This window comes from Silvimonas iriomotensis (assembly GCF_014645535.1).
Classification (GTDB): domain Bacteria; phylum Pseudomonadota; class Gammaproteobacteria; order Burkholderiales; family Chitinibacteraceae; genus Silvimonas; species Silvimonas iriomotensis.
The window spans coordinates 372,674-390,068 of sequence record NZ_BMLX01000003.1 but is presented as its reverse complement, the minus strand read 5'-3'; the positions used below and the strand labels follow the sequence as shown (position 1 = coordinate 390,068).

Annotated in this window: 13 protein-coding genes; 6 read left to right on the top strand and 7 right to left on the bottom strand. The window is 53.8% G+C overall.

Annotated features, from left to right (window positions below):
- Positions 1 to 504: 504 nt before the first annotated feature.
- The 6 genes from IEX57_RS13270 (at position 505) to IEX57_RS13245 (ending at position 8,937) form a co-directional block, all read left to right on the top strand.
- The gene (locus IEX57_RS13270; protein WP_188704827.1) at positions 505 to 1,446 is read left to right on the top strand and encodes a class I SAM-dependent methyltransferase; all 942 of its coding nucleotides are present in this window, start codon (positions 505 to 507) and stop codon (positions 1,444 to 1,446) included.
- Positions 1,443 to 3,644: a glycosyltransferase gene (locus tag IEX57_RS13265; RefSeq protein WP_188704826.1), complete on the top strand. Its 2,202-nt coding sequence runs from the start codon at positions 1,443 to 1,445 to the stop codon at positions 3,642 to 3,644. The genes IEX57_RS13270 and IEX57_RS13265 overlap by 4 nt, the downstream gene beginning before the upstream one ends.
- 24 nt (positions 3,645 to 3,668) lie before the next feature.
- The gene (locus IEX57_RS13260) at positions 3,669 to 5,060 is read left to right on the top strand and encodes a class I SAM-dependent methyltransferase (RefSeq protein WP_188704825.1); all 1,392 of its coding nucleotides are present in this window, start codon (positions 3,669 to 3,671) and stop codon (positions 5,058 to 5,060) included.
- Positions 5,053 to 5,859 (top strand): ABC transporter permease, encoded by an 807-nt coding sequence (locus IEX57_RS13255; RefSeq protein WP_188704824.1) that lies wholly within the window; start codon positions 5,053 to 5,055, stop codon positions 5,857 to 5,859. Before IEX57_RS13260 ends, IEX57_RS13255 begins: the two co-directional genes overlap by 8 nt.
- 15 nt (positions 5,860 to 5,874) lie before the next feature.
- Positions 5,875 to 7,236: an ABC transporter ATP-binding protein gene (locus IEX57_RS13250; protein WP_188704823.1), complete on the top strand. Its 1,362-nt coding sequence runs from the start codon at positions 5,875 to 5,877 to the stop codon at positions 7,234 to 7,236.
- 75 nt (positions 7,237 to 7,311) lie between these two features.
- A complete protein-coding gene (locus tag IEX57_RS13245) occupies positions 7,312 to 8,937 on the top strand; it encodes an FkbM family methyltransferase (protein ID WP_188704822.1) in 1,626 nt (541 codons plus the stop codon).
- Positions 8,938 to 9,071: 134 nt separating this feature from the next.
- On the opposite strand, the gene IEX57_RS13240 is transcribed toward IEX57_RS13245, so the two are convergent.
- From IEX57_RS13240 to metE, 7 genes are all read right to left on the bottom strand, one after another.
- Positions 9,072 to 9,980, bottom strand: coding sequence for a glycosyltransferase family 9 protein (locus tag IEX57_RS13240; RefSeq protein WP_188704821.1), 909 nt, complete (start codon positions 9,978 to 9,980; stop codon positions 9,072 to 9,074).
- Complete coding sequence (locus tag IEX57_RS13235; RefSeq protein ID WP_188704820.1) at positions 9,893 to 10,282, bottom strand: hypothetical protein; 390 nt, start codon at positions 10,280 to 10,282, stop codon at positions 9,893 to 9,895. Before IEX57_RS13235 ends, IEX57_RS13240 begins: the two co-directional genes overlap by 88 nt.
- Positions 10,283 to 10,377: 95 nt before the next feature.
- A complete protein-coding gene (locus IEX57_RS13230) occupies positions 10,378 to 11,886 on the bottom strand; it encodes a DUF1254 domain-containing protein (protein WP_229709016.1) in 1,509 nt (502 codons plus the stop codon).
- Positions 11,887 to 12,116: 230 nt separating this feature from the next.
- Positions 12,117 to 12,626 (bottom strand): flavin reductase family protein, encoded by a 510-nt coding sequence (locus IEX57_RS13225; protein WP_188704819.1) that lies wholly within the window; start codon positions 12,624 to 12,626, stop codon positions 12,117 to 12,119.
- A 129-nt stretch (positions 12,627 to 12,755) separates the two neighbouring features.
- Positions 12,756 to 13,790, bottom strand: coding sequence for a methionine synthase (locus IEX57_RS13220; RefSeq protein ID WP_188704818.1), 1,035 nt, complete (start codon positions 13,788 to 13,790; stop codon positions 12,756 to 12,758).
- 26 nt (positions 13,791 to 13,816) lie between these two features.
- Positions 13,817 to 14,884: a DUF1852 domain-containing protein gene (locus IEX57_RS13215; RefSeq protein WP_229709015.1), complete on the bottom strand. Its 1,068-nt coding sequence runs from the start codon at positions 14,882 to 14,884 to the stop codon at positions 13,817 to 13,819.
- A 204-nt stretch (positions 14,885 to 15,088) separates the two neighbouring features.
- Positions 15,089 to 17,383 (bottom strand): 5-methyltetrahydropteroyltriglutamate--homocysteine S-methyltransferase, encoded by a 2,295-nt coding sequence (metE, locus tag IEX57_RS13210; protein ID WP_188704817.1) that lies wholly within the window; start codon positions 17,381 to 17,383, stop codon positions 15,089 to 15,091.
- Positions 17,384 to 17,395: the final 12 nt, after the last annotated feature.

The following is a 17,395-nucleotide window of genomic DNA, read 5'->3' as shown; positions in this document are numbered from 1 at the left end:
CTTGTTGACACGAGTATCAATGCGGCCAATCCCTCACCGGCTATCGTGCCCGGATGTACAAAGGCGATGCGCAACTTCACATCGAACCAGATTTCCTGATCGAGCCACTCGCCCCTCTCTTCTTTCAGCCAATGACTAAAAACCATTGTCAGACGTTCATAAGAGCTTCAAACACATCAGTGTTTTCTGAAGCATCCGAACATCGGAAAGTTTTGCCATTTTCACTTGCGTTGTGATCGCAACGTTCAACAATGCACAACGCACGGTCTGCCAAGGGGTTTCAGTTTCTGAATGTGGCAATTTTATTGCAACACCCGCATTTGATGGTTTTTTATTCATCCTGGAAACGTTAAAAAACCTGAAAGGTAGAGTAAATACGAAATGATTAAAAAAAGCCTAAGAAAAATAGTTCGGAAAATGGCTAACTGGCCTTTAATTGGCCGTCCCGTACGGATTATTGTAGCCGTAATTCGTCTCCCCGAATTCAGGGCTGAATACCTTGATATGATTCGCTCGCAACATGAATTTCAGACACAACAACTACCAGATCTTTCCCGAAAAATTATTGATCTGAATCACCGGCAGACAGCCAGCGAACATGACATAGAAAACCTGATCAAATCCGGCCCTGTCGCCTTGCGAAAGATCACGCGGGATTTGATAGAAATTCACGAGCAAATAAATTCAATATCAAAAACAGTCAACCAGAAAATCGCTGATTACATTGATCAACTTGAAAAAACATCGAGCATTACTGATCAATGCCTGACCGAGATCCGCGTGAAACTGGATGCTGCCTCGAACAGGGCAAACCAGCTGACCGAACGTCTTGAGTTTGTTCGGAAAGAATTAATGTTCGAAATGCGATATGGCGGAAAACCGCCACTTGCTGACACCGACACAACCGCCCGGACCAGGGCTGAAATTCTCAATCCGCAAAAATTGGCAGCAGCCAGAAATGAACAGTTACGTGTCAATCTGGGGTGCGGGCATATCGCACTCGACGGCTATTTGAACATTGATCGCAGGGCATTGCCTGGTGTTGATATTGTCTCTGAAGTCAATCAGTTACCGTTCGCCGCCAACGAGGTGGATGAAATATTTTCGGCACATTTACTGGAACACTTCCCGCAGGAACAACTTCGCCGGGAACTCTTCCCATACTGGATCAAATTGTTGAAAACCGGTGGTGTCTTCCGTTCCGTGGTACCCGACGCCGACTCAATGATCAAGGAATACGTCGATGGCACTTATCCTTACTCATCGCTACGCGAAGTCACTTTTGGCGGCCAAGATTATGATGGCGATTTTCATTTCAACATGTTTGTCCCTGAGCAGATGGAGGATCTACTGCAAGAGGCAGGGCTTTCTGATGTTGAATGGAAAGCCATAGGCCGGAAAAACGGGGCCTGTTATGAAATGGAATTCAAGGCGACAAAGAAATGACAACTGCATCCGTCATCATCAACACACTCAATCGTGCGCAATTGTTGCCGAATGCGCTCAATTCCTTGCTTCATCTTGATTTCGCCGAATTTGAAGTGATCGTTGTGAATGGGCCATCGACCGACGGAACGGAAGAAGTTCTCGATAAATGGAAGGACAGGATAAAAGTGGGGTATTGCCCCGAAGCAAATCTGTCCATGTCAAGAAATATTGGCATTGCCATGTCAAGTGGTGACATTGTTCTTTTTATTGATGACGATGCAGTTCCTGAACCAGAATGGTTAGGCCAGATAATAGAGGGATTTGAATTACCTGAAATTGCGGCCGTGGGCGGAAAAGTATTTGATCACACAGGCTATAATTATCAATACCAATATGCAAATGCAGACCGGCTTGGGCATGGAAGATGTGCGCTAACAGAGCCGTCGCCAAATTATTGCTTTCCCGGATCCCTGGAATTTCCATATATACAGGGAACAAATAGCGCATTCAATCGATCGATACTGATCGAAATTGGTGGATTTGATGAAGAATTTTCATATTATCTTGATGAAACCGAGGTCTGCCTGCGCTTGATTGACCATGGATATGTCATCAGGCAACTTCCGAACGCATATGTACATCACAAATATGCACCATCATATATCCGGAAAAAAGATGCTGCCATTTATCGGTATCCGGTACTCAAATCAAAAGTCTATTTTTCCAACAGGCATGCACACCCATATTTTTCACAGCAGGAAATTGATGCCGATAATATGGCATTCATGCAAAACCATCGTAACGACGTCATCCACTGTATACAATCAGGGCGGTTGACCGAGGCAGATTTAAAACAGTTTGAAGAGCATGCCTCTATGGCTTTGCGTGCTGGTAAAGCAGCCGCTTCAATGCCTCCAAAATTCATTACTGCGGAGTTGCTTGATCGACATCGGAGTGGGTTCAAGCCGTTTGGGCCGAGAACTGCAGCAAAGTCGCCGATTACAATCGTGCTGCTATGTGAAGACTACCCACCCAATCTCCTGGGCGGAATTGCGCGCTTCACTCAGGACAAGGCAACGGCGCTGGCACGACTTGGCCATAAAGTACACGTCATTGCGCGGGGCCAGACTCACAATACGGTAGATTTTGAAGATGGCGTCTGGGTACACCGGATCGTACCTGCAACACATCGTATCCCCGCCGAACATGTGGGTCTCAACATTCCCCAGTCGCATTGGGATCAGTCCAGATCTTTTCTTGATGAAATCGACCGCATTGCCCTGCACCGCCAGATCGATATCGTCGAAGGACCAGTCTGGAATATTCTGGGCATTGCCCCTTTGTTGTCGGGACGCTATCCAGTTGTCACTAGTCTGATGACAACACTCAAGCTCTCACTCCCCTCCCGCCCCGATTTGACAGGCAACCCCGAAACCATGTCGACCTTTGTCAACCCGCTGGTTGCCATGGAAAAATTCCTGATTTCCGAGAGTGATGCGATCCTGGCGATTAGCCAGGGCATTGCCAGGGAAATTCAGGCGGCCTACGACATCCAGATCCGGCGTGAGCGACTGCATGTCTCTCACCTTGGCATGCCGGACTGGGCGTCCGGTCTGCACAGCATCAGGGAGCATCATGCGGCCCCTTCGATCGACATCCTCTTTGTTGGCCGACTGGAGAAAAGAAAGGGAATTGATCTGCTGCTGGAGATTGCGCCCGCGATTGTTCAGCACTTCCCCCAAGTCAATTTCCATATTGTGGGTGACGACAGCATCCCTTCCGCCAAGGGGCGCACTTACCGGCAGGATTTTGAACTGAAATATCCGCAGCTTTGCGGCTCACGTGTCAATTTCTACGGAAAAATCGACGAGCGCAGCCTGCGCAACCGTTACGCCGATTGCGATATTTTTGTAGCCCCTTCGCGATTCGAATCTTTTGGCCTGATTTACGTTGAAGCAATGATGTTCGGCAAGCCCCTGGTGGGCTGCGATGTGGGGGGCATTCCGGAGGTTGTAGACCATGAAGTAACCGGCCTGCTTGTTCCACCAGACAGCAGGGATCATCTTCAGGCGGCACTGGAAACGCTCGTCAGCAATGCAGATTTGCGACAGCAGTACGGTTCTGCGGGAAGACGGAAATACGAACAGCGCTTTTCGGACTCCAGAATGGCCGACTGCTCTGTGGGTCTGTATCAAAGCGTCTTGATGAAGAACTAGGGGCAGATTTTGAACACGATGATCATGGATGCACTGGCCTGCCCTGCATGCAAGGCCACAATGACACGCAAGGTGTCTCAACAGACTGCAAGTGGCGTCATCAAACAAGGCTCTCTTTATTGCGAGCAATGTGAAAAAGACGTTGCTACCATCAGGCATGGCAAAGTGGACTTCCTCCGGATTGAACCATTGACCCCACCTGCCGGCGCCAGCTTGTGCGGCGAGTTCCATTACAAGCGGATTCCATGGAGTGACGAAGCGGTGTCCGCGCTTCATTGCCATGAAGTGGATGTCGGCTGGAACGCCGAAGGATTTACCGGCTGCCTGCAAGCCGGGTCAACCCCGGATTGGCGAATCTACATCGATACAGAGGCTGTAGATCTTTCCCTGAGATTTCTCTCACACGACTGGAGTGGCTGCGTCGCCGTCACCGTCAACGATGGTGCGGCAACGATTATTGATCTTCATAGTGCCGGGGCCAACGGCGTTAATGCCTACGAGATCTACCGCGATCTGCAGGGGCAAAAAAAGATCACCATCAAGCCCGCAGCCGCCAACCCCTTGTCCCGGGGCGAACAGATTTATTTTTTTGGCATGGATGCCGTATTTTCGGGATGGCCGGCAGCCATTGGCGGAAACCGGGGCAACGGATTTCCGGCAGCTTATCAATGGGTGCTTGATCATTCGGGCCCGGATGCGTTAGTACTGGACTGCGGATCGGGCGACAGAAAATACCCCGATCAACGCGTGGTCTCGTTTGAATACATGCCTTTCGAACTCCCGGATGTGTTTGGAGATGGCCACGCGTTGCCCTTTTCCGATGGCGTATTTGACGCTGTATTCAGTCAGGCGGTTATGGAGCATATGCGTAATCCATACCTTGCTGCCAGGGAGATCGCCAGGGTACTCAAACCTGGTGGGCTAGTTTATGTCGAATCTGCTTTTATGCAGCCCTTGCATGCAGTGCCATATCACTTTTTCAATACGACCACCTGGGGCATCGAAGCCATATTCGGCGACGCCGATGTGACCGGGGAGACTTCAGAATGGTTTGGCCCGATTTCAGCCTCGGTCGACTGGTATCTGAATGCCTGCGGGGGCGGGGGCCTTAGTCCGGCAGAACGGGAACAGTTGCGGCAACTATTTCTGAAAATAGATGAGAACGTCAGTTACGAACAGCTCAAGCCCATTGCCAGCGCGGTCTCTTTCTGGGGAATCAAGGCTGGCGCATCATCGGTATGGAAAGAGCTGCTTGCAACCGGCGGCAAGCCTTCGTTCAAATACACCCTCGCCCAGACGTCAGTCCAGGCGCCTCCACCGGTAATCAATACCAATTCCGGACTACCTGATAAAAGTGGGGCCTACCGCCGCTTGCGGTCAGCCATCAGGAAAATCAGGGGAAAGGTACATGCCTGAGCAATTTCACGCCAAAGAATCCCTTCGCCTGCTCTTTGCCCTGGCCTCGCGCGATCTACGGAACCGATATGCGAGTTCTTACGCCGGCGTGGCGTGGAACATCGGTGTTCCGCTGCTTTATGCAATTATTAACGTGGTCGTGTTTTCGATACTGATGAGTGGGCGGATGGGAGCAAGATATGGGGACGTGCCGTTCTCTCTTTTTTATTTTGTCCCACTCTCGCTCTGGGCTTTTTTTTCTGATGTGGTCATCCGCAGCACAGGTATTTTGCGAGAGTACAGTTACCTGATTAACAAAATTGCCTTCCCCTTCTGGATTTTGCCGCTAATACCGATTGCATCTGCTTTATTAAGCCAGGGTGTCCTGCTGATCTTTATCGCGGGACTTATGAAATACCATGGTCTGGTGCCGGCAAGCACTTCGGGCATTTATATCCTTGTCTGGCTGGTCTGCATTTTGCTGACAGTGGGCGTTGCCTACGCTATTTCGGCACTTGCGGTCTATATCCCCGATCTATCGCAGATCGTCCCGGTTGGTGTGAATATCCTGTTCTGGCTCACGCCGATCTTGTATCCATCAAAACTGGTAGAACAAGGCGGAGCGCTGTGGTTACGCTCACTTATCATGGATTACAACCCTTTTTTTAATATTGTTGAATTATCCCGAGACGCCATATTTGGCACAGCCCATATCTCGTGGTTGGCATTAACCACCACCACTCTGGTTTCATTTCTGGCTTTAATCCTTGGTCTATTCGTGTTTCATAAACTCAAGCCAAGCTTCGCTGATGTCATATAAACAGATTGATCAGCTATGACCATAAATGATGATGACCTGACCATCAGGTTTGCGGGTGTTTCAAAAATTTATCATACCTACTCGACGCCCCGGCATCGTCTGCTGGAGATTCTTTCGGGTGGCAAGCGCAATTACGCCCACGAAACAAAAGCCCTTGATGATGTTTCCTTTTCGCTCAAACGAGGCGGCAGACTGGGCATCCTCGGTGAAAACGGCAGCGGCAAAAGCACATTGCTCAAAATTCTTGCCGGGGTGTTGACGCCAAGTTCAGGCACGGTGGAGGTTAAAGGGCGCATCTCGGCATTGCTGGAACTGGGTGCTGGTTTTAACCCGGAGTTACCCGGTGCCGAAAACATCCAGCAGTTCTGCATGTTGCATGGCATGAACAAAGATGAAATAGAACAAGCGCTGCCTGAAATTATTTCATTTAGCGAACTCAGAGAGGCCATTAATCATCCAGTCAAGACCTACAGCAGCGGGATGTCTGTCCGACTCGGTTTTGCCTGCGCGGTTTACGTCAAACCCGAAATCCTGATTGTTGACGAAGCGCTCAGTGTCGGTGATGCGTATTTTCAAAACAAATGCCTTCACAAAATAAAGTCGCTCCTGGACGAGGGTACGACGTTTATTTATGTGACACACGCTGCGGATGCGATCCGCTCACTGTGTAATGAGGGCATATGGATGGAGCGGGGGAAACTCCGGCATTCAGGTACCTCAGCCGAAGTGGGGGCCGCTTACCAGGCGGAGGTATTCCGCCGGATGGCAAATACAGGCCTTGTCACCAACACCCAGACCGCCATGACGCCGCTTGATCCCGAAGGTAGCGAGAAGCATGGATTGTTGATTGATCACGCGCGCCATCGGGCCTTCGAGGACAGGGTTTTACCCCTGCGTACCGGGAGCGGGGAGGCAAGAATTCAGGATATCGCCCTGGTGAATACAGATGGAGCAGATACAGATAGCGTTGAATTCAATGCAAAACTTCGCGTGAGGGTTTTTTACCAGGTTGAAAGTCCTGTCTCTGAACCATGCACTTTGACACTTGGGGTGACCGATAGCAGTGGCCGGCAGGTGCTGCACTTCAATTCAGCATCACAGGGTGTTTTTATTTCCAGAAATGGCACTCACACACTTCGGTTTATAGAATTCGAATTCTGCAACCAACTTTGCCCCGGGGAATACGGACTTATCGCCGGAATTGGAATTCTTTCAAGAAACCCCATAAACAATGGGCAAAGTCTGGTTGAACAGGTAATTGACTATTGCGTCGGTGGATCCCGGTTTTCTGTCCGCTTTCCCCAGAATGAGTCTGGGTACGATTTATGGGGACTTGTTCATATCCCATATTCCGTATCTGATTTCACTCTTGATTAACCTGCCACTTCGATTCCATCGCCAACAATGAAAAACAAGCCACTTTTCAAGAACCTTGATTGCTTGCAATCAAGCATGGAAGACAAGATGCCAGACAATCCGGCTTTATCGGGGTGGTCGGCTTATTCTTGCGCTGATGAAGATGGCATTATTCGCGAATGTCTACGCAGAATTTCCATCAACGTGCCATTGTCTTACACGTTTTTTGAAGCGGGTTGTGCTGATGGCCTTGCCAACAACACGCATCTGTTGCTTCTGGATGGGTATCGCGGCATCTGGATTGATAGTGACAAAAAGAAGATTTTCGAAATGACCGGTGCGTTGGGACAAGCGGTCTTCGAAAAGCTGTGGATTACCGATGCTATCATCGCATCAGGATCAGCGAATTTGCTCGGGCAGCGGGCCAAAAGATTTTTGGGAGAAGAGTCGATTGATTTTTTATCGTTCGACCTTGATGGTAATGATTGGCATATTCTTCCCACATTGCTTGAGCAGTTAAGTCCTAAACTGGTTTGTGTTAAATACAACGCCAAATTTCCCCCGCCCACCCGCCTTGTCATGCGGTATAACGAGAATCTGTCTTCAGCATACAATGACTATTTCGGAGCGTCCCTGCAGTCCTGGGTAGATCAATTGATACCGCGGGGTTATACGCTAGTTTGCTGCAGTCTCTTTGGGGTTCACGCCTTCTTTGTCAGAAATGATCTTCTGAACAGCTTTACGCTTTATTCACCAGAGTCGCTTTACCAACCACATCGCTGTGCGCTTCCGGAGCACTCACAAACGTACGCCCCAACGTTATGCTGGGCAAAGCAGGTTCTGGAAAATATCGAAGTAGATCAGGCGCGCTTTGTACCCGCCCGACAGGGGGCAATCACCATTGACTTCGCCATCCATATTGGTGTCGACCAGTTTATTTCTGGCGATATTGCAAGAGATGGCATATGGGAACCGTTCGAGACACAGGTATTCTCCCGCCTATGCAAGCCGAAGGATATTGTTCTGGACCTGGGTGCAAATATCGGTTGGTACTCCGTTCTTGCGGCGGGTCTGGTGGGCGACGCGGGTCGTGTACTTGCATTTGAACCCGATGAGCGCAACGCCAGACTACTGGAGATGAATGCAGCCATTTCAGATGCTCATGGCGTGATTGATATCTATCGCAGAGCCGTTGGAGAACGCGAATCCGAGGCTTTGTTTTACAGGTCAGAGACCAATCTTGGTGATCACCGACTATTCTCAGACGGATCATCCCGGCAGACCAGTTCCGTCAGTGTTACCACCCTGGATGTGTTTTTTTCCCTCGTGCATACGAGGCTCCCGGATATTGTGAAGTCCGATACACAGGGCTCTGAGGCAAAAATCTTCATGGGCGCCCAGAAACTGTTTGCGAGCGGCTGGCGCCCAGTCATGATTCTTGAATTCTGGCCGTTCGGACTCACCCAGTCAGGCGATGATCCATTAACCTTCTGGGAGCAACTGGTTTGCCTCGGGTACAAAACGTTCGAAGTATTCGAAAATAACCCTCAACTGGTACCAATTTCTGTTGACCGGATCTCTCGTCGCCTCGAGACCGATATTTCGCCAAGCTCCGGGGGGTTCATCAATCTGCTTTGTATTCCGGAAAACTCGGACCGCCTCGCGCTTGTTAGCGATCTCGTCAACCAGGGAGTGCACTCTCACACCAACAGTAATGAATAATCACCGGGGCAAGCCGGCAGCCAGATTTTCCACGCCCGGAGGCTATCCTCTTCGGCCCTGGCATGATCACTGTAGCCTCTCCGGCAGCGCCAGAGCGTGCGATCAGCACACTGGATACAGGCACCTGGCTTGTATCACGCCGGGGCGCTGGGTGCAGGGGCACATGTCTGTGCCATCCGCTCGGCCAGTGCGTGGCTGACCCGCTGTATCACTTCATCCCAATCGCCCTCTTGCTGTTGCCGGAACAGCCGCATGCCTGGATACCAGGGCGAGTCTTCCCGCGTGCGTTGCCAGCGCCATTCACCGGCATGTCGCAGCAATAACCAGCAAGGTTTGCCCAGCGCGCCGGCAAGGTGGGCGATGGCCGTATCCACACTGATGACCAGATCCAGTTGTTCGATCACGATGGCGGTATCGGCAAAATCCGCCAGCGCCTGAGGCAGGCATACCATGCCGGGTTGATCGGCCAGCAAGGCCGCTTCGGCGGGAGTGATCTCTTTTTGCAGGCAGATGAGCTGGGCGCCCTGCCGGGTCAGCGGCAGCAAAGCCGCCAGCGCGATATCCCGGCCGGGGTTGCAGGCGCTGCCCGCGCCCACTTTGCGGCCAGCCCAGGCCAGGCCGATGCGCAACGGGCCGGGGGCCGCTGGCAACTGCAGTTGCCCGGCTGGCGCGGCATCCGCATGCAGATACGCCTTGCCGGTAAACCCGACATCGCCATCAATGCCCAGCGCCAGCGGCAGGCTCATCAAGGGGCAATGGCAGTCATGCGGCAACGGCGGCGCATCGTCACTGACGACCGTCACCCGTGGGTCCACCGACGCCAGCAGGCGACACAGCGCAGCAGGCACCTGCACGATGACCTTGCCGGCCAGGTCGGCCACCCGCGGGATGAATCGCGCAAACTGCAGGGTGTCGCCCAGACCTTGCTCGGCCCAAAGCAACAGCGTTTGCCCGGTCAGCGCAGTCTGCCCGGTCCAGCGCGGCCGGGAGCTGCGCCATTGCGTGGGCGCCAGTTGTGCGGTTTGCCAGCGCCATTCGTACAATCGCCAGCCTTCGACCATATCGCCCAGTGCCAGCCGGCAATGCGCCTGGCCTCGCCATTGGCTTTCCGGTATTGCTGCGTGCCCACGGCAGACAAGCCCCACAGGTAAACCTGCACCGCGCGCTGGTAGGCCAGTTCATCAAACATGCGCTGCGCAGTTTCGTCAGTGGGCGCATCCAGCTTGTACTGCGGTTTGAAACTGCTGCCGACATCGACATCCGGTGCGGCCAGCGCTGGCACACTCAAGGTCATGAGCATGGCAAGACACGCTGATCCGGTGATGCGTTTGAACTGCGCTTTCATCAGACTTCCCTCTCGGCAAAACAGGCAGGAGCAAGGGCGGCGCCGTGATATTCACGGCCCGCAATGGATGATGGTTGTGCGGTCAGACGCGGCGCTCAGCCCACCAGCTCAAAATCCGGCATTTTGAAAACTTTCTGATTCAGTTCATCTTTGGCGCCGTAGTAACGGAAGGTGGGTAAAGGCCGTTTGCCGCTGGTGGGAATCCAGTTGGCCTCCAGCCCCGCTGGCGCGGTGGGGCCGACATACAAGGTGACGCTGCCGTCGGCATTCTTTTTCATCTTTTCCACGTCATAGGTGGAAAGCGTGGTGCGACTGGATTCGCTGTAGATGAACGAGAACGTGGCGCGGTCGTAGACGGTCAGTGCCCAGAACTGCTTCACCGGCATGTCTTTGGGCACGTCCACCTTGTACAGTTTGCCCGCTTCCAGCAACTTGCCGTTTTTGTCGCTCATGGCCACCAGGTACTGGTTGGCCGGGGAGTCGGCAACCACTTTGGGCATGTAGGTACACCAGAAATACTCGGCGGCGCGTTCGGTAATGTCGATGCGGTCAGGGTAAGTGAAGGTGAACATGTGGTTCTGGTCGGTCTGCAAAATCGAGACGTAATGCCGATCAGGCCAGAACACGCGCTTGACCATTTCGGTATCAAACCACCATTGCAGATAGAACCAGGCATCAATCGCGGCCTGGCACATGGCGCGCTTTGCGGTGTCATCCGGCGAGAACGGCTTGCCTTTTTCAATGCCCAGCGAGGTCAGCATCCCCATCATGACCTTGTCTTGCTCCTTCACCGGCTCGACCGTCATGATCTCGTGCATGTCTTCAAAATGGCGTTCGTCGTAGAACGGCAGCGTGGGATAACGCACGTTGGCCGGGTCAACAAACTTTTGCCGGGGCGGGCTGCCGGCCTGCGACAAGTAATACATGCGCAGCTTTTGCGCGTAGTGATACGCGTCGTCCGTCGTTTTGCCCGCCGCCGGGACAGAGCGAAAAGCGAATGCAATGCGGTAATTGGGCGAGGGCACATGGATATAGCCCGACGGCACGGTGCCGGTGTAGCCAGGCGGCGTGAACAGGATCTTGCCGCCCTGCCCTTTATCCAGCCCGGACGGCCCGACATCGGCAATGGTGAATTGCCAGGCATCCACCACCTGCCCATACAGGCTGCCATCCGGCCCGGCGGGAGGAAGCTCCAGCACCACCGGGCCCTGGCGCAAATCTGAAAACGCCGAAATGTACGGCGTGGTGCTGTTGGCGGTAATGGCCTCCAGCAGCGGCGTTGCTGGTTTTGAGTACGTGATGATGTCGTTGTCTTTCAGGCCCAGCGTCTCAAATGCTGCGCGGCGGAAGGTGTAGATCGCAATAGCCGGCATGTTCCACAGCACGGCTTCAAACGCGCGGTGGTATTTGACCTCGTAATCGAAGTCTTTCATTGAGGTTCTGGCCCCGGCTGGCGGCTGGCCCCCCAACGGCTCGCCCCTGGCGCCAGCCGCGCCCGTCAGTGCAACGGGCTCTGTATCTGCTTGTGCCTCGCCCGCTGAAAGTGTTGCCGCGCCAGCCATGGCGGTGGCGGCACTGGCGAGCAGAAAATTGCGTCGATCCACATCGGTCTCCCTGGTCAAATCACTGCAAAGTGAAGGCACCCGGATACAAACCGGGGCCAAAGGCAATGAATTATCTTAGGCAGACCAGCGGGTTTATGCGCTGGCGCCGGCAAAAACGCGGCAATGACAAAATGAAAAAAGCCCTCTTCCGAGGGCTTTTTCCTGACTGGTCAACGCGCCGGTGCCGGCCTTGCATACAGGACACCTGCTGCGTTTGAGCTAAGGGCGGATCACACCGCGCCGTGCTCAGCGATATTGCGATACTGCCCTTTGTAATACAGCAGCGGCTGCGTGGTGGCCGCTTCTTGCAAGTCCAGCGCTTTCACTTCACCAATCACGATCAGGTGATCGCCCGCGGCGTGTTCGGCGTAAATTTCGCAATCCAGCCAGTGCAGGCTGCCGGCAATGATGGGGTTGCCCAAAGGCGAGGACTGCCAGTCCACCTGGTGCCATTTGTCCGTACCGCGCCGGGCAAACTGGTTGGAAATCCGCACTTGTTCATCCGACAGGATATTGACGGCAAACCGGCCAGCCTGGCGGATTTTGGGGTAACTGGCAGAACTGGACATGACGCTGAATGACACCAGCGGCGGGCTCATGGATACGCTGTAGAACGACTGGCAGGTGAAGCCGATCAGCTCGCCATCAATAAGTGAGGTAATGACCGTGATACCGGATGCGTAATGCCCAAGCGCTTCACGAAAGCGCAATGGCTCGATAGCAGAACTGGAAAGTGACATGACAGGTACTGGATTTCATCCGATGCGCACGGCATCGCCTTCTAATGCGGATCAATATACAGGCCGGCCCGCCAACCCTTGCAGCAATCTGGTTTGGCCAGCGCCAGCAAAGGTCTTCGGGCTTTTGGCTCAGGACTGGTTCAAGAGTTCTCTGCGAACCATATCCGAGCCGGCACTTAATGCGTTCAATTTGCCTCTGGCCACGCCACGCGCCAGCGGGGCCATGCCGCAGTTGGTTGACGGATAAAGCTTGTCGGCATCGACAAACTGCAGCGCTTTGCGGAGCGTATCGGCCACTTCTTCTGGCGTCTCAATGGTGCTGGAGGCCACGTCGATGGCGCCCACCATCACTTTTTTACCGCGGATCAGTTCAATCAGATCCATGGGCACCCGGGAGTTATGACATTCCAGAGAGACGATATCAATACTGGATTTTTGCAATTTGGGGAAGGCTTCTTCATATTGCCGCCATTCCGAGCCCAGCGTTTTTTTCCATTCAGTATTGGCCTTGATGCCGTAGCCATAGCAAATGTGCACGGCCGTTTCGCACTTCAGCCCTTCAATGGCCCGCTCCAGGGCGGCGACGCCCCAGTCATTGACTTCATTGAAGAACACGTTGAACGCGGGTTCATCAAACTGGATGATATCGACCCCCGCCGCTTCCAGCTCCCGCGCTTCCTGATTAAGGATTTTGGCAAATTCCCAGGCCAGTTTTTCGCGGCTTCTGTAGTGGCTGTCGTACAGCGTGTCGATCATCGTCATCGGGCCTGGCAGCGCCCACTTGATCGGCTGCGTGGTTTGCTGGCGCAAGAACCTGGCATCGTCAACAAACACCGGCCTGGGGCGTGAGACGGCGCCCACCACGGTGGGTACGCTCGCATCATAGCGATTGCGGATTTTGATGACCTCACGTCTTGCAAAATCCACCCCGCTGAGGTGTTCGATAAACGTGGTGACAAAGTGCTGGCGGGTCTGTTCGCCATCACTGACGATATCAATGCCGGCGTGCAATTGTTCTTGCAAAGACAACAGCAATGCATCCTGTTTGCCTTCAAGCAATTCTTCGCCTTGCAGTTTCCAGGGCGACCAGAGCGTTTCGGGCTGTGCCAGCCAGGCGGGTTTGGGCAAGCTGCCGGCAGTGGAAGTGGGTAGCAGTTTTTTCACAATGGATAACCTGGTTTTTTTAATGGTTAAAGCGCGTAACTGGCAGACCATTGCTCAAGCATGGTCTGATACGGTTTGATGAAATGTTCTTCAACAAATTTCCCTTGCTCAACCGCCAGGCGGCTACGCTCTTCCCGATCGTAAACAATTTGAGTCAAGGAAAAATCCTGATACTTCAGGCTGGGTTGATAGTGTTTGCCGGCGGGCGAATTGGCATTGTAAATTTCGGGCCGATAAATTTTCTGGAAGGTATCCATGGTGCTGATGGTGCTGATCAATTCCAGATCGGTATAGTCATTCAGCAAATCACCAGAAAAATAAAACGCCAGCGGTGCAACGCTATTGGGCGGCATGAAATAACGGACCTTCAAGCCCATTTTTCCGAAATACTCATCTGTCAGCGAGTATTCATTCTGCTGGTATTCAACACCCAGTACCGGGTGCCGGTTTTCAGTGCGATGATAAATCTTGCTGCTGGACACGCTTAGACAGATCACCGGCAACTTGTTAAAGCTGGCTTTGTATTCGCTTGAATTGACAAAGCACTTGAACAGCTTGCCGTGCAGTTCACCAAAATGATCCGGCAGACCAGATTCAGGCTGGTTGCGGGTGTGTTCCAGCAAGAGCACGCTGAAATCATAATCGCGCACGTAGGATGAAAAATTGTTGCCGACAATGCCTTCAATGCGCTGACCGGTTTTGCGATCAACAATGTGTGTTTTCAGAATCTCGATCAACGGCAGCGCATTGCCATTGGTTGCGCCACCCATATTCATCTCGACAGAAATGATCTCAAGATTGACCGCATAACGATCACCCTGCGGGTTATCCCAATGCGCCAGCGCATTGAAACGATTGTCGATCATCCGGAAGGTTTTGCGTAAATTCTCCTGGCGGCTGGGGCCTCTGGCCAGGTTCGCAAAATTGGTGGTAACACGCGTGTTTTCTGAAGGATGATAATCTTCATCAAAACCAATGCGCTTGATGGAAAATGTGAATTCTTGAGTCATGGTGATCTGGCACTCTGATTGCTGAGATAAAACCTGCGCTGATTTCGTGCTTCTTTTGCACTGCTCTGTTTTCTTTTCAGGCATTTGTTTAAATCAGCGGCCTTTATATTGACGATAATCAAGGCAAATTTTATGACGACCAATCCATGAGTAAAAGTGATTTTATCTCATTGAACGATTATTTTTGCTCATGACTCACACACCAGCCGTAGCACACAGCAGCACCTGAGAAACAAAAACCCTGGCGCCAGGGCACCAGGGTTCAGCCAGGCCGCCACGCAACAGCGCTTAGCCCAGTTCTGCGCGCAAGGTCCTGGCGGCGTTGACCATATTGGTCAGCGCCGGGATCACCTCTTGCCATTGGCGCGTCTTCAGGCCGCAGTCCGGGTTCACCCACAGGCGCTCAGCCGGCACGCGTTCCGCCGCTTTCTTCATCAGTTGCACCATGTGCGCTTCGCTCGGGATATTTGGCGAGTGGATGTCATACACGCCCGGCCCGATCTCGTTCGGGTACTGGAAGTGCTCGAATGCATCGAGCAGCTCCATATCCGAACGCGAGGTCTCGATGGTGATCACATCTGCATCCATGGCGGCAATCGCCTGGATGATGTCGTTGAATTCCGAATAGCACATGTGGGTGTGAATCTGCGTGTCGTCCTCTACGCCATTCGCGGTCAGCCGGAACGCGGCCACCGCCCAGTCCAGATACGCTTGCCACTGGGCTTTGCGCAGCGGCAGGCCTTCACGCAGGGCTGCTTCGTCAATCTGGATCACCCGGACACCGGCTTTTTCCAGGTCTTGCACTTCCTGGCGGATGGCCAGCGCAAGCTGGTAGCACGATACGGAACGCGGCTGGTCGTCACGGACAAAAGACCAGTTCAGGATCGTCACCGGGCCGGTCAGCATGCCCTTCATGGGTTTGCGGGTCAGCGACTGGGCGTATTTGATCCACTCCACTGTCATTGCTTTGGGGCGGCTGATATCACCAAACAGGATCGGCGGCTTCACGCAGCGGGAGCCGTAAGACTGCACCCAGCCGAACTGGCTGAACGCGTAACCATCCAGTTGCTCGCCAAAGTATTCCACCATGTCGTTGCGCTCGGCCTCGCCGTGTACCAGCACATCCAGCCCCAGCGCCTCTTGTTCGCGCACGCTGCGCTCAATCTCGGCGCGCATGGCAGTCAGATAGCCTGTTGCGCCCAGTTCGCCACGCTTGTGCTGGCTGCGCGCCTGGCGGATTTCTGCGGTTTGCGGAAAAGAACCGATGGTCGTCGTCGGGAATTTCGGCAGGTTCAACACTGCGGCCTGCTTGAGTGCACGTGCGGCATACGGGCTTTTGCGCTGACCCAGACTGGCGGTGATGCTGGCCAGCGCGGCCTTCACCGCCGGGTTGTTCACGCGCGGCGAGGCACGACGCGTGGCAATGGCCGCCTGATTGGCATCCAGCGCGGCCTGCACCGCAGCGCGCCCATGATTCAGTGCGCTGGCCAGTACTGACAACTCATCCAGCTTTTGTCTGGCAAACGCCAGCCACGATCTGATCTCGGCATCCAGCGCCTGTTCGCTCTCCAGATCAACCGGCACGTGCAGCAGCGAGCAAGACGGGGCAATCCACAGGCGATCACCCAATCGCCCGGCGATCGGCGCCAGCCAGTCCAGCACGGCGTTCAGGTCGGTTTTCCAGATGTTGCGGCCATTGATCACACCCAGCGAAACCACGCGATCTGCCGGCAATTGGTCGATCAGTGCCGCCACCTCAGCGCGGGCGTTGATCGCGTCCAGATGCACACCCTGGACCGCCAGCCTGGCCACCAGCGGCAGATTGCTTTGCAACTGGCCAAAGTACATGGCCAGCAACAGTTTAACCTTGCCGGTATTGAGGATCTGATAGGCCTTGTCGAACGCCGTTGCCCAGCCGGGTTCCAGCTCGGTAACCAGAATCGGCTCGTCAATCTGCACCCATTCCACGCCCTGTGCGGCCAGGGTGGCCAGCAGTTCCACATAAGCGGGTAGCAAGCGATGCAGCAGCGCCAGCTTGTCGGAGTGATCCTTGGCCTTGCCGATCGCCAGGTAAGTCACCGGGCCGATGATGACCGGCTTGGCCTGCACGCCCAGGGCCTGCGCCTGCGCCAGTTGCGCCAGCAAGCGCGAGGCATCGAGCTTGAATTCAGTGTCTGCGCTGAACTCCGGGACGATGTAGTGATAGTTGGTATCAAACCACTTGGTCATTTCGCCGGCCGCTACCCCGCCGCAGCAATGGGCGTGGTCCTCTGCAGACTGCGCAGAACGGCCGCGGGCCACCCGAAAATAGTTATCCAGCGCATCGCCATGAAACCCCTGAACCCGCTCCGGCAGGTTACCCAGGGTGAAACTCATGTCCAGCACCTGATCGTAGAAGGCAAAGTCGCCAACCGGCACCAGATCAAGGCCGGCCTGGTCTTGCCAATGGCGCTGCCGCAATTGCGCGCCGACGGCCTGAAGTTCATCCCGGGATGACTGGCCTTTCCAATAGGACTCCAGCGCAAACTTCAGTTCACGCTTCGCGCCGATGCGGGGAAAGCCCAGGTTGTGGGTACGTGCCATGGTCATGCGTCC